The organism is Intestinimonas butyriciproducens, assembly GCF_016901775.1.
Taxonomy (GTDB): Bacteria; Bacillota; Clostridia; order Oscillospirales; family Butyricicoccaceae; genus Pseudobutyricicoccus.
Map to the genome: position 1 here is coordinate 96,007 of NZ_JACJKW010000002.1, position 13,712 is coordinate 109,718.

Here is a 13,712-nt window from a genome sequence, read left to right on the forward strand (position 1 = left end):
GTTTTTTCATGGGAAAAAATCGGATCATTTTCCCTGATAGGCCGAGCGCCACAGGAAATAGGAGGGATGATACAGGCCGGTGGGAGAATAAAATTCGTCGTGGTCATACACAAATCCCAGCCGGAGGAGCAGCGCACGGGAAGCGGTGTTTTTGGGATTGTGCCCGGCAAACACCGCCTGGCAGCCCAGAAGGGAAAAAGCCCGGTCGATGGTGCGGCGGGCCGCTTCCTGGGCATAACCTGCATGCCAGTAATCGGGAAGCAGGTGGACACCCAGCTCAAAGATATCGGCCCCTATACCATAGGGGCGCAGGCCGCACACGCCGATAAAGGCTCCGCCTTCCCGGAGGAATACCGGGTGATACTGAAGCCCGCAGCGCTGGTATTGCTGGATTTCCTTTTTCAGGCGCTCGTCGATCTGTTCCGGGGTCATAATTCCATCGGCCGTGATAAACTGGGTGACCTGAGGATTGCCCCACAGGGTGTGGGCCAGCTGGGGATCCTGCTGATCCCACAGGGAAAATTCCAAACGGGGAGAAGCATATAAAATATCCATAGAAGAAAACCCGTCTCCCGGACAAGGGAGCCTTTCTGTTATTTATTATTATATAAGGAAGAATAGTGCTGGCCCATGGCTCTGTCATAGGAGAGAATATCCAGGGCATCCCGGCAGCGCTGCACTTCTTTTTTCTCTCCCACTTCCTCTGTGATGTGCAGAGAGTATACCGGCAGATGACGGAAGGCATCGTCCAGGAAGGAAAGATAACAATCCTTGGGCATACCCAGGGCTGTGAGATACACATCCATCAGATAGCAGGCGCTGAAAGGCCGGTCGGTGCGCCGGGAGTCGCTGCCGTCGATGGAGGTGAGGGGAGCCCGGTAATTGGTATAGATGGCATAGTCGGTGGTCAGATTGGAAAGGTCCTCATACAGCGTGTCGGTTTCGATGCCGTTGAGCTTTTTGTATCCTTCCAGCAAAGGCTGGTGATCACCGAAGAACAAAAGGGCGGTGGGCTTTTCACGGCTGTCGATGTAGTCCAGAAGCTGGCCCAGGGCCTGGTCGGTATCCCGGATGCCCACAGCATAGGCCCGCAGCCCATCCAGCTCCCCTTCACTGAGCACACCCTCAGGCGCATCAATGAGCCAGGGATCGCTTTCTTCCATGGTCACATAGGGAGAATGGTTCTGCATGGAGGTGGCCCAGATAAACTGGGGGTCTTCCTGCTCTTCCTCCAGAAGGGCGATGAGCTGTTGGGTGAGGGTGGCATCGCTGATGTGGATATCCCGGGAATATTCTTCTGCCGGCACCGTCAGATCTTCCTGAAAGAGCATATGGTCAAAGCCCATGGCGGCAAAGGCATTTTCCCGGTTGTAAAAGGAGCCTTTGAAGGGGTGCACATAGGTGCAGTCATAGCCCTCATTTCCAAAATAATCCCGGAAAGAAGGGAGGGTATCCCAGGAAGAAATGCCGCCATAAGGGGAGCGGGTGCCTTGCAAGGAGGTGTTGGAAGTGCCGCTGAGCACCTCAAATTCCGAAGAGGCTGTACCGCCGCCAAAGGCGGGCACCACCACCCGGCCGTAGCATCCCTGGGACTGCATCCGCCGGAAGTTTTCATAAAGGGAGTCATCCACCTTCAGGTTCTTCACCCGGCGCAGATCAAAGTAAGATTCGCTCATCACCACCAGAATGTCAGGGCGTACACCGGTGCCGGCCTGGGGTTCATAGGCGGAGAGCAGACGCTGCACATTCTTTTCCGTGGCCCGCTCGTCGGTAAATTCATCGTAATAGACCGAGCCGATCAGACAGTCGATGGAGGTGAGGCGAGGCGCATTGGTGCGGGAAGAGGGCACCACGCTGTAAGCCTGCAGCTGGGGATCAAAGATCTGATAGGCCAGACTGTTGGTGGAAAAGGTGAGCAGGCACCACATGGCCAGAGCGCCGCAGATGACCCGGCGGCCGTGAAAATGCACCGCATCTTCCACCCGCAGTACCCGGAGAAAATGGATATACAGGCAGAGAAGAGGAAAAGTGACAAGCAGCAGGGGACTGAAAAACAGGCCGTTTCCCGCAGCTCCTTGGGGAGTCCAAAGGTCATGCAGGCTGAACACCATGATGATATCGTCCATGGAGATGCGGGTGCCCAGGGCGTAATATTTATAGTAGTCCACCATGGAGATCACATAAAGAGGCGCAGCCAGCACCAAAGCCGCCAACCATGACCTGCGGGTCAGGATGGTGAGAAACACATAGACAATGAAAATCAGCAGCAGCGCCAGCAAAAACCGGAGCACCCCCGGCAGATCAAAGGAAAAGCGGGGTGTGCGCGGGGCCAGCGATGGGGAGGGAGTCAGGTTGCAATAGAGCACCAGATTCAAAAAAAGGGGAAACAGATAGAAGCAGATCCGGCGCATATTCCGGGTGGCCAGATGGGTCAGTTTCCTGCGCAGTTTCATACCCGACACTCCTTTCCGGGAGAAAGACTGTACTAATATAGATAATACAGCTTGGGAAGGGGGAATGCAAGGACAAATCCCCAACGAAATTCTGAACATTCTATGAAGATTATAGAAAGTTTTGTGAAAAAAGGCAAGAAGGAACTGCATTGACTGTGCCTTTTTCTTGACAAATTCCAGCGAAAGGGGGAAAATGAAAGTCACAGTATGTTGTCGAAGGAGGAAAAACAGTGGCTTTTTCCAGGGAAGCGCTGGATTTTTTGATGGAAAACAAACTGCGGGACAGCAAGGAATGGTTCCGGGAACATCGGAAGGACTACGACCGGTTGGTGCTTTTGCCGATGCGTCAGCTGGTTCTGGAATTGCAGCCCGGGGTCTGGAAGCTGGACGACAGTCTGATCGCCGAGCCCAAAGTGGGCCGTTCCATCTCCCGGATCTATCGGGACACCCGCTTTACAAAGGATAAATCCACTTTTCGGGATGTGTGCTGGTGCGTTTTCCTGCGGGAAAAGAAGCTCTATCAGGGGCCGCCAGCTTTTTATTTTGAGTTTTCCCCCCGCTTTGTCCGCTGGGGCTGCGGTTATTACCGGGCCAGTCCACGGGATATGGACACTTTGCGGGGGCTGATTTTGCGTCAGGACCCGGATTTTGAGAAGGCGGACAAAGCCCTGGGGAAAGACGGCTACTTCCTGTTGGAGGGGGACCGGTACAAGAGGAGCAAGTTTCCCCATGCCCAGGGGCGGGAAAAACTGTGGCTGGATCAGAAAAATGTGGCGGTGACCCACTCCTGCTCGCCGGAGGAGGGAGAGATCCTCTTTTCGCCCCGGCTGGCTCAGAAACTGGAAGAGGATTTCCGGAAACTTCAGCCGGTGTATGACTTTTTCCGCAAAGTGCAGACCCTCTCTTTTGAGCAGACCCAGCAGGAGGACACTCCTTTGCCCAAAGCCCCCCGGCAGCAATTTGATTGGTAACAAAAGACGGAAAGGACGGGATTGCTTCCCTCATGAAATTATTCAGCATTGTGCGTCCGGCTCAGAAAGCCAAGGATACTCCTGTTACTGGCTGGAAAAGCTGGTTCGTTTTTCAGAAAAAACCGCCGGAAGGCTGGAGCACCTGGAAAAAAGTACTTTTTTGGGTGTATACCGGCCTGATTTATACGGCCGCCACCTTTGGGGTGGCTGTGATCAGCCTGGCTTTTGCCGCCTCGGAATACGGCGGGGAGATGTTTGAAAGCTATTTTGAGTTTCCTCTCATCGTCCTTCTCAATGTGCTTCCGGTGCTTTTGCTGGGAGCGCTGCTGTATTTCCTTTTGGGACGGGCCTGGCTGGCCTTTTTGCTCCAGAGTGTTGTCATTCTGGGCGGCACCTTTGTCAACTGGTTCAAACTGGCTTTGCGCAACGATCCATTGCTGTTTGCCGATGTGCTTCTGGTGCGGGAAGCCGGGAACATGGCAGGGCAGTATGAGATCATTCCCACCGCCGGAATGTGGTGGACCCTGGCCGGAGTGCTGGCGGTGACGGTGCTGTTTTTCTTCTTCCTGCGGGGCAAGCCCCATCCCCTGGTGCGCACAGGGGGTGCTTTGGCCGTGCTCATCATCGCCTTTCTGGTCAGCGGAAAATATACCGACGACAATTTGTACAGCTACGATACAGCCACCGACAACTCGGAACTCATCAGCCCCTGGTCGGACACCCAGATCTATATTTCCAGAGGCTTTGTCTATCCCTTCCTCCACAGCATTACCGACGCCATTGATCGTCCGCCCGAGGGCTACGACGAGGATACCGCCGCGGCCCTCATGGAAGATTATGAGGACGCCCACATCCCCGAGGACGAAAAGGTCAATGTGATCTCCATCATGTTGGAGGCCTACAACGATTTCAGCAAGTTTGAAGAAGTGAATCTGGCCTATGACGCCTATGAGGAATACCACAAGCTGGAGCAGGAAGGCATTTCCGGAAACCTTGTGACCAATATCTTCGCCGGGGGCACGGTGGACACCGAGCGGTGCTTCCTCACCGGCTACAGCCAGCTGAGCAATTTCCGCACCGACACCAATGCCTACCCTTGGTACTTCCGGGATGAGGGCTATACGGTGGAGGGCAGCCACCCCTGTTTCCAGTGGTTCTATAACCGGGAAAATATCAACCGGTACCTGGGGTTTGAAAACTATTACTTTGTGGAAAATTATTATGAGCAGTTCACCGGCGGAGAAGTGGCCATGGACGAGGTGCTTTTCCCGGAGATCATCCGGTTCTATGAAGAAAACCAGGAAACCGGCAAACCCTATTTTTCCTTCAATGTGAGCTACCAGGGCCATGGCCCCTATGACAGCGAACAATATTGGTGGAGCCCCAAGGATACCTTTATTGATAACAGCGATGGCAAGCTCACCGACAGCCAGCAGTGCATTCTGGAAAACTATCTGGGTTCTGTCTGGAACACCAATCAGAACCTGGCGGCCTTCTTTGATTACTTCCGGGAGGAAGAAGAGCCGGTGGTCATCGTGCTCTTTGGGGATCACAATCCCTGGCTGGGGGATGACGGGGAGGTCTATGACGCCCTGGGCATCAATATGGATCTGTCCACCCAGGAAGGATTTTTGAATTACTATTCCACCCGGTATCTCATCTGGGCCAATGACGCGGCAAAAGAAGCGCTGGACAACGATTTTTCCGGGGAAGGCCCGGACATCGGCCCCTACTTCCTGATGAATCTGCTCTTTGAGGAATGCGGCTGGGAAGGTCCTGCCTTTATGCAGATGACCGATACAGTGATGGAAAGCGTTCCGGTGATCCATTCCAGCGGCCTTTATATGAAGGACGGGAAGGTGGAAGAACAGCTGGATCTGGAGGACAGGGATCTGGTGGCAGATGATCGGAATGCCCAATATTATTGGCGCAAACATTTCTATAAAAAAGAAGAGGATTAGGAAAAGGAGAGAGGAATGATGATCCGTTTCAACTGTGACTATTCCGAAGGAGCCCATCCCCGGGTGATGGAGCATTTGATGGAGACCAACATGGAGCAGACGGCGGGATATGGGGAAGATCCCCACTGCCAGCGGGCTGCCCAGCTTATCCGGGGAAAATGCGGCCGCGAGGATGTGGATGTCCACTTTCTGGTGGGGGGAACCCAGACCAATCTGACGGTGATCTCTGCGGCTCTGCGGCCCCATCAGGGGGTGATCGCCGCCGAGACCGGCCATGTGAATGTGCATGAAAGCGGCGCCATCGAGGCCACCGGCCACAAGGTGCTGGCCATCCCCGGCTGCAAAGAGGGAAAACTCACCGCCGGACAGGTGCGCAAGCTGGTGGAGGATCATTATAACGATGAAACCCAGGAGCATATGGTGCAGCCCAAGATGGTGTATATCTCCCATCCCACAGAGCTGGGAACACTGTACACCAAGGCTGAACTGGAAGCCATCAGCTCCCTGTGCCGGGAAAAGAACCTGTTTCTCTATGTGGACGGGGCAAGATTGGGGTATGGCATCACCGCTCCCGGCACCGATGTGACCATGGCCGACCTGGCCCGTCTGTGCGATGCCTTTTATATCGGCGGCACCAAAGTAGGGGCGCTCTTTGGGGAGGCCCTGGTGATCGCCGCTCCGGCCCTCAAGGAGGATTTCCGCTATTTCATCAAGCAGAAGGGCGGACTTCTGGCCAAGGGACGGCTGTTGGGCGTTCAGTTTGAGACCATGATGGAAGACGGGCTTTATGAGGAGATGGGGAAGCGGGCCAATGAAGCCGCTGCCATCATCCGCAAAGCTTTTGCGGACAAGGGTTTCTCCTTCTTCTGCGACTCGCCCACAAACCAGCAATTCCCCATTTTGCCCGAGAGCGTGATGAAAAAACTGGGTGAAAAATATGCCTTTGCCGATTTCGGAAAGGTGGATGAAACCCACCACGCTGTGCGTTTCTGCACCAGCTGGGCCACGCCCCTGGAACACGCCCAGGCCTTGGCTGCCGATGTGGCAGCTTTGTAAGCAGGCAGAAGATACCACTAAAAACAGGGGACCGGTTGTGTTATAATGGCTTTGGTCGCCCATGACGCAGCCGGTCTCCGGCTTTTTGCCGGAAAACAGAACAAAACAACATAAGATGGGAGAAAGATATGAAACATTTGCGAAAAAGGCTGTGGGCCGGGCTGTTGGCAGGGGTCATCCTGCTGATGGGGGCCTGCGGCGCCGGCGTGAAAACCGAAAAAAGCCAGAATCCCGCCCGGGAGGATATGAAGGCGGTGTGGGTGTCCACGGTGTATAACCTGGACTATCCCACCAGCGCCACCACCGATCCGGCCGTTTTGAAAAGCCAGGCCGACTCCATTTTGCAGGGCTGTGTGGATATGGGAATGAATGCAGTCATCCTTCAGGTGCGTCCTTCCTGTGATGCGCTGTATCCTTCGGAGATCTTTCCCTGGAGTCGTTATCTCACAGGCAGCCAGGACCAGGCTCCCCAGGGGGATTTTGACCCCCTGGCCTATTGGGTGGAGCAGGCCCATGCACTGGGGCTGGAACTCCATGCCTGGATCAACCCCTTCCGGGTGACCAAAAGCGGCGACAGCGAGTACCAGAGCCTGTCGTCTTCTTCTCCGGCCAAGCAGCACCCGGAATGGCTGGTGCAGCACGAGGGGAACTACTATCTGAATCCTGGCCTTCCGGAGGTGCGGGAACTGGTGATCAAGGGGGCCGAGGAGCTGGCCCGGAACTATGACATTGACGGGCTGCACATGGACGATTATTTCTATCCCGGTCAGGACTTTGACGATGCCGCAGCGTTCCAGCAGTACGGCGGAGACTTTTCCGATCTGGGAGATTGGAGAAGAGACAATGTAAACCAGCTGGTGAAGGAACTGGGAGAGCGTCTCCATGCCATCGATCCCAGCTTGTCCTATGGCATCAGTCCGGCCGGCGTATGGGCCAACCAGGGCAGCCACCCCGAAGGTTCGGCTACCAATGGCAATGAGACCTATTTCAATGCCTATGCCGACAGCCGCAAATGGGTGAAGGAAGAATACATCGATTACATCTGCCCTCAGATCTATTGGTACATCGGCCACAAGGCCGCCGATTATGACACCCTGGTCCGCTGGTGGGCCGATGTGGTGGACGGCACCGATGTGCGTCTGTATGTGGGCATGGCCGATTATCAGGCGGGCAACAGCGATCCCTCTTCTCTCTGGTATGGCGTCAAGGCCCTGGAGGATATGCTGGCCCTTAACAAGACCATTCCCCAGGTGTCCGGTGAAGTGCATTTCCGCTATCAGCTGATGGTGCAGAATCCGGAGATCGTGGCGCTGTATCAGAAGGAATACGCTCAGCCGGATGTGCCGGAAGAACCGGCCACTCCGGAGGAGCCGGAAGAGACCGTAAAACCCATGCTCAATCAAACAGACCACGGCGCCTATATTCAGGGGGCCGAGGGTCTGTTCCGGCCGGGGGATTCCCTCAGCCGGGCCGAGGCGGTGGCCATGCTGGCCCGGCTGACGGTGGACGAAAACGGCCAGGCCCTTTATCAGGAAGGTGAGAGCTATCCGGTTTCCTTTTCCGATGTGGCAGAGGACAGCTGGTATGCTTCCTATGTGGGTTTTGCCCAGAAATACAACATTGTAGGGGGCTATGAGGACGGCACTTTCCGTCCCGATCAGCCGGTGACCCGGGCCGAACTGATGAAGATTCTGGCGGCCTACTTCCCCGGTGAGACAGGCAGCGTCTCTTTTACCGATGTGCCGGAAACCCACTGGGCCTATCAGGCGGTGGCTTTTGGCGCAGGAAAGGGCTTTGTGGCAGGCTATGAGGACGGCACCTTCCGTCCCGATCAGCCGGTGACAAGAGCCGAAGCGGTGAAGATGATCAACGGCGCTCTGGGCCGCATCCCGGCAGAAGGGCATCTGGCAGAGCTGATCTCCCGGAATCCCTTCCAGGATGTGAACGAAAGCCACTGGGCCTATGGCAACATTCTGGAAGCCTCGGTGGCCCACAATCCCGACGGTACCCTGGCATAAAAACGCAAAAAAGAAGCCCTTTTGGGGCTTCTTTTTTGTGTTTCGAAAAGGAAAAATGTGCTTAAATTGGCTTATTGAAGATCGGAAAGGTCGATTTTTCCGTGTTCTTTTTCATAATCAGCAATGAATTTCAGCATTAACTGAATGATTTGACTGTTTGCAGAGCGGCCTTCATAAGAACAGACATACCGGAATTTTGCCAGGATATCGCCATTTACCCGCAGGCCGAAGTGCTTTTCCTTCTCCCGGTTCACCATGCTTGTTCCTCCTGTAAAGTTGATATGACTTTATTTTAGACTCATTATTTGATAAAATACGAAAATAGAGTTGATATGGAGTTATAATAACTCTGGATTTGAAAGGAGGATGTGACCGATGCGGGAAAAGACATGTGTATTCATTGGCCATGGAGAATGTTACGGTGTGTCTTTGCAACAAATAGAAAAAGAGTTGGAGCGGCTGATCAATTGGGGAATAACGGATTTTTTATGTGGTGGTATGGGAAGATTTGATTGGATGTGTGCTCGGGCCGTATAGGAGTTGAAAAAATATCGAAAAAACATTCGTTGTGATCTAATCATTCCATATTTGACTTTTCGCATTCCAGAGTTTGTCTATTTTGATGAGATTCTATATCCGGAAGGATTTGAAAAATACCATTTCAAAGCGGCTATTTTAGCAAGAAATCAATATATGGTGAATCATGCAGCTTACGCATTGTGTTATGTGACCCATCGTTGGGGTGGAGCTGTAAAAACTTATGAAAAAGCAGTCAAACAGGGCTTGACAATGATCAATTTAGGCAACGAGGAATTGAGAAAAAATTACGGAACAATGCAATGAAATTTGGATAGCATCGGAAAAGAATGGGTTAAGAAATAAAAAAAGAAGCCCTTTGGGGCTTCTTTTTTATTCGCTCATTCCGGTATTTCGCTTGGCCATATGGAGGTGATCCTCCCATTGGCCGCAGATTTTCAGATAGTCCCGGGCCAGGCCCTCTTCTTCAAAACCCAGCTTGCGCAGAAGGGCCAGGGAGGGGAGGTTCCGGGGCATCACATTGGCTTCCACCCGGTGGAGACCCAAGGGGCCAAAGGCATAGTCCACCGCCGCCGCCACTGCTTCGGTCATAAACCCTTGCCGCAGGAAATCCTGGTCCATATGGTAGCCCAGAAAGCAGGAGAGGAACACGCCCCGGCTGATCTGGCTGAGATGCACCATGCCGGCGATGGTCTGAGGCGCTTCCTTGGGAAAAAGCCAAAACCGTACGCTGGCGCCTGCTTCCTGCTGGCGCACATCCTCCATCAGCCCTTCGGTCTGGCGGGAAAGGGTGAAAAATTCCTCCGGCCGCAGAGGGGAGGTGGGACGGAGATGCTCACGGTTTTTGATGAAATGGGCGGTCACCATTGGGGCCAGGGCCAAAGAAGAGGGAACAAGACGGAGACGAGGGGTTTCCAGGGGCTGTATTGTCATGGAAAAGACCTCCTTTGCACTGGGAAAGTAATAAAAGAATAATGTGATTTTGCTAAACACAAAATTGTTACAAAAAATTTTCTGTACTTTACTTCATTTTACAATCTGCCCAAAGAAATTGTCAAGGAAAAGCAAAAAAATGTTGACTTCCACCCCACTCCAGGCGTTACAATAAAGATAAGAAAAATGCGGGATGAATCCCGCCTGTGAAAAAGGAGGAACCTCAGATGATTGCCATGCGGAATTATAAAGACACCGATGATAAGGTTTCCCTGCTGGGCTTTGGCCTGATGCGTCTGCCCAAGATCGATCCGGAGAAATCCGACATCGACAAGGAAAAGGCCCAGGAGATGATCGACTATGCCTATTCCCACGGGATCAACTATTTTGACACCGCCTATCCCTATCACGAGGGCAAAAGCGAGCTGTTTGTGGGCGAGGCCATGAAGAAATATCCCCGGGAGAGCTTCCATCTGGCCAGCAAAATGCCGGTCTGGCTGGTGGAAAAGCCGGAGGATACCCTGAAATATTTTGAGGAGCAGCTGAATAAGTGCCAGGTGGAGTATTTTGACTATTACCTGTGCCATGCTCTCAACCATGACCGCCTGGAGATCATCAAGAAGAACCACATCTTCGAGACACTCCAGAAGGAAAAGGAAGCCGGCCGCATCAAGCATCTGGGCTTTTCCTTCCACGGCACCATCGAAATGCTGGAAGAGATCGTAAACGCTTATGACTGGGATTTTGCCCAGATCCAGCTGAACTACTATGACTGGGATATGCAGAATGCCAAGCGGCAGTATGAGATCCTGGAAGAGCACGGCCTGCCCGTTGTGGTGATGGAGCCTGTGCGCGGCGGCGCTCTGCATACTCTGTGCCCCGAAGGCATCGAGATGCTGAAAAAGGCCGATCCCAATGCCACCCCCGCTTCCTGGGCCCTGCGTTTTGCTGCCAGCCTGCCCAATGTGCTGGTGGTGCTCAGCGGCATGACCACCATGGAGCATATGCAGGACAATGTGGCCACTGTGGACGATTTCAAGCCCCTCACCGAAAGCGAAAGAGAGCTTTTGTTCAAGGTGGCCGATGTGTATAAGCAGAGCAAGACCGTGCCCTGCACCGGCTGCCGCTACTGCATGGATTGCCCGGCCGGAGTGGACATCCCCGCCGTCTTCAAGATCTACAACCAGTACTGTGTCACCGAGAACAAGGCTCAGTTCCTGGCTGATTACGAAGCCCTGGGAGACAGCAAACAGGCTCATCACTGTGTAGCTTGCCGCCAGTGCTGCTCTCAGTGTCCCCAGTCCATCGACATCCCCACCCGCATGGAGGATGTAAAGGCCCTGTACAAAAAGCTGAAGGGCTAAAAGGTACATATAAACAAAGAAAGCCTCTTGCGGCGATGCCGCAAGAGGCTTTCTTTCATTTCTTTCTTTTGTTTTGCCCCATCCAAAGAACGGCGAGAAACAGGAGAAGAAGCACAAAGGGGATCAGGCATGGGCTAATCTGCCCAGAGAAGAGTAAAGAGAAGAGTAAAAAGAAAAAAGGGGAGAAAAGCGAAAAAACCTATTGACAAAATAACACATGGCTTGTATAATAAAAAAGCTGATTGACCCGGACGCTTAGCTCAGCTGGCTAGAGCACCTGCTTGACGTGCAGGGGGTCAGGGGTTCAAGTCCCTTAGCGTCCACCATAAAAAAGACACGCCTTAGGGCGTGTCTTTTTTATGGTTTCCGGGAGATTTTGGATACCGCAGGGGAAAATGAATTTCCCCTGCGGGGCTTCGGCGCACTGGCGCCGCCGGCCAGAAGGCCGGTGAAGGGCCTTTGGGGCAGGGGAAAGACTCTCCTTTGGTTTGCCGCCTTGTTTGCAGAAAGCCCTTGGGCCATGGCGCCCAAGGGCTTTTTTGATTTGTTAGTAATGCGTTAGTAACCGGGGAACAAGTTTGTTTTTTGCGGCCGATGTAAAAAGAAAAATTCGACAGTTTTCCCCATATTTGCTATGATAGGAATATCTTTAAAAATAAAGGAGGAAATGAGATGGGCGCTTTTTCCGGAGCCACGGAGTTTTTCAGGATGCCGCTGTCTCAGCTGGCCCGGCGATATGGGTACGCAGAGGACAACATCTGTATTCTGGAGGGAGATCTGCAAAAGCTGCGGGAGCAGTTTTCAGAGACTTATGACAATCTCTGTTCCTGTACCCACCAGGCCGATCAACGCAGCCCTCTGAAATACGGCCAGGACCTGGTGGCCTCCTGGCTGGTGGAGGATGTGTTCCTTCGGGTATTCTGGGCTGCCGGTCTGGACGCCAGTCTGGATGGGGCCGACCAGGGCCGGAAGGTGTTGCGCAATGTGAAAACTTCCTCCTCCAGCGATTTCTCCATTAGCTGTGAAGGATATCGCCGAAAGCTGGAGCTGATGAACGATTATACCGGCTTTTGGGCCAGAAGCCACAAAATGCATCTGCGGGACAACAAATATTTGAAAATGCAGCGGGAAAAATCCCTGTTCCTTGCCGTTTCCATGGCTACCAGAGAGTTTGCTCTTTTGGATTTTGCAGAGGAGATTCCAGCCCGCCTGATCCCTCATCACATTCCTTATGGGAACAAACCGGCCTATGAACTTTCCCTGCCGTCTTCGCTTCTGCACACAGCCACCTCGGCCGCCATCGGTCAGGCCGTGAAGGCGCGCTTCCATGCTTGACAGCCTGATTTGATTATGATATTATTTTGATATCATAAAGAGAGAGGGTGTTTTTCGTGGAAGAAAAGATCCTGAAAAAATGCAGAAAAGGGATGCCGGTGCTGCTTTTAGTGCTGCTGAGCTATGTGGCGGCCATTGCACTGTGTATCCTGGGAGCCTTTTGGACAGAATCAGGACAGGAGCTGGCAGGGGGCCTGGTGTTGGCTGTTTCCATTGCGTGGCTCTGCCTGGGGTGGATCTTCCTTTGCGGCCTGAAGGTCATCAAGCCTCAGGAGGCATTGGTGCTCACTCTGTTCGGCAAATATGTTGGTACATTGCGGGGCGAAGGATTTTATTATGTAAACCCCTTCTGCACCGGGGTGAATCCGGCAGCTAAGACCCGGCTGAAGCAGAGCGGGGATGTGGATGGTCAAAGCAGCGGCGCTCTGGCCGCTGCAGCCGTGGCCGCGGCCGGTGCAGAAGCTGCCGGGAAAAAGGTTTCTCTGAAAATCATGACGCTGAACAACAACCGGCAGAAGATCAATGATTGTCTGGGCAATCCGGTGGAAATCGGCATCGCCGTGATGTGGCGGGTCACCGATACGGCCAAAGCGGTATTCAATGTGGACAATTACAAGGAATATCTGTCTCTCCAGTGTGACAGTGCTCTGCGGAACATCGTGCGGATCTATCCTTATGATGTGGCGCCGGGAGTGGATACCACCGGCGATGGTGTAGCCGATGAGGGCAGCCTGCGGGGCTCCAGCGAAGTGGTGGCCCAGCGCATCAAGGAGGAGATCCAGAGCAAGGTGTCTGACGCCGGGCTGGAAGTCATTGAGGCCCGGATCACCTATCTGGCCTATGCGCCGGAGATCGCCGCTGTGATGCTTCAGCGTCAGCAGGCCAGCGCCATTATCGACGCCCGGAAGATGATCGTGGATGGGGCAGTGGGTATGGTGGAAATGGCTCTGGAACGGCTGGGAGAAAACCATGTGGTGCAGCTGGATGAGGAACGGAAAGCCGCTATGGTTTCCAACCTCCTGGTGGTGCTCTGCGGCAACCGGGATGCCCAGCCGGTGGTCAATTCCGGCAGTTTGTATTAAGC

General features: G+C 53.6%; 12 protein-coding genes and 1 tRNA gene. 9 read left to right on the forward strand and 4 right to left on the reverse strand.

The features are described from left to right. Window positions 1–24 precede the first annotated feature (24 nt). Entirely contained in the window at window positions 25–555 is a 531-nt protein-coding gene (locus H6A25_RS01785) for a GNAT family N-acetyltransferase (RefSeq protein WP_204750304.1), read from the reverse strand. Between the two features lie 38 nt (window positions 556–593). Next, on the reverse strand, window positions 594–2,453 hold the full coding sequence (locus H6A25_RS01790) for an LTA synthase family protein (RefSeq protein ID WP_204750305.1): 1,860 nt from the start codon (window positions 2,451–2,453) through the stop codon (window positions 594–596). 230 nt (window positions 2,454–2,683) lie between these two features. Between H6A25_RS01790 and H6A25_RS01795 the strand changes: the two genes are divergently transcribed. The 4 genes from H6A25_RS01795 (at window position 2,684) to H6A25_RS01810 (ending at window position 8,459) form a co-directional block, all read left to right on the forward strand. Next, window positions 2,684–3,424 carry a DUF2461 family protein gene (locus H6A25_RS01795; RefSeq protein ID WP_204750306.1) on the forward strand — a complete coding sequence of 247 codons (741 nt, stop codon included), beginning with the start codon at window positions 2,684–2,686 and terminating at the stop codon, window positions 3,422–3,424. Window positions 3,425–3,456: 32 nt separating this feature from the next. Further along, window positions 3,457–5,385 carry an LTA synthase family protein gene (locus H6A25_RS01800; protein ID WP_204750307.1) on the forward strand — a complete coding sequence of 643 codons (1,929 nt, stop codon included), beginning with the start codon at window positions 3,457–3,459 and terminating at the stop codon, window positions 5,383–5,385. Window positions 5,386–5,403: 18 nt separating this feature from the next. Further along, window positions 5,404–6,441, forward strand: a complete 1,038-nt coding sequence (locus H6A25_RS01805; RefSeq protein WP_204750357.1) for a threonine aldolase family protein — start codon at window positions 5,404–5,406, stop codon at window positions 6,439–6,441. 128 nt (window positions 6,442–6,569) lie between these two features. Continuing rightward, complete coding sequence (locus H6A25_RS01810; protein WP_204750308.1) at window positions 6,570–8,459, forward strand: family 10 glycosylhydrolase; 1,890 nt, start codon at window positions 6,570–6,572, stop codon at window positions 8,457–8,459. Between the two features lie 71 nt (window positions 8,460–8,530). On the opposite strand, the gene H6A25_RS01815 is transcribed toward H6A25_RS01810, so the two are convergent. Continuing rightward, window positions 8,531–8,716, reverse strand: coding sequence for an Arc family DNA-binding protein (locus H6A25_RS01815; RefSeq protein WP_118748075.1), 186 nt, complete (start codon window positions 8,714–8,716; stop codon window positions 8,531–8,533). Window positions 8,717–8,999: 283 nt separating this feature from the next. Between H6A25_RS01815 and H6A25_RS01820 the strand changes: the two genes are divergently transcribed. Then, window positions 9,000–9,302, forward strand: a complete 303-nt coding sequence (locus H6A25_RS01820; RefSeq protein ID WP_204750309.1) for a hypothetical protein — start codon at window positions 9,000–9,002, stop codon at window positions 9,300–9,302. Window positions 9,303–9,368: 66 nt separating this feature from the next. On the opposite strand, the gene H6A25_RS01825 is transcribed toward H6A25_RS01820, so the two are convergent. Beyond that, window positions 9,369–9,929 carry a GNAT family N-acetyltransferase gene (locus H6A25_RS01825; RefSeq protein ID WP_204750310.1) on the reverse strand — a complete coding sequence of 187 codons (561 nt, stop codon included), beginning with the start codon at window positions 9,927–9,929 and terminating at the stop codon, window positions 9,369–9,371. A 227-nt stretch (window positions 9,930–10,156) separates the two neighbouring features. On the opposite strand from H6A25_RS01825, the gene H6A25_RS01830 reads away from it, so the two are divergent. The 4 genes from H6A25_RS01830 to H6A25_RS01845 all read left to right on the forward strand — a co-directional run bounded on the left by H6A25_RS01830 (window position 10,157) and on the right by H6A25_RS01845 (window position 13,710). Further along, window positions 10,157–11,293, forward strand: a complete 1,137-nt coding sequence (locus H6A25_RS01830) for an aldo/keto reductase (RefSeq protein ID WP_207750793.1) — start codon at window positions 10,157–10,159, stop codon at window positions 11,291–11,293. Between the two features lie 249 nt (window positions 11,294–11,542). After that, window positions 11,543–11,619, forward strand: a tRNA-Val gene (locus H6A25_RS01835). Window positions 11,620–11,965: 346 nt separating this feature from the next. Further along, window positions 11,966–12,628, forward strand: coding sequence for a hypothetical protein (locus H6A25_RS01840; protein ID WP_204750311.1), 663 nt, complete (start codon window positions 11,966–11,968; stop codon window positions 12,626–12,628). A gap of 56 nt (window positions 12,629–12,684) precedes the next feature. Continuing rightward, window positions 12,685–13,710: an SPFH domain-containing protein gene (locus H6A25_RS01845; protein WP_204750312.1), complete on the forward strand. Its 1,026-nt coding sequence runs from the start codon at window positions 12,685–12,687 to the stop codon at window positions 13,708–13,710. Window positions 13,711–13,712: the final 2 nt, after the last annotated feature.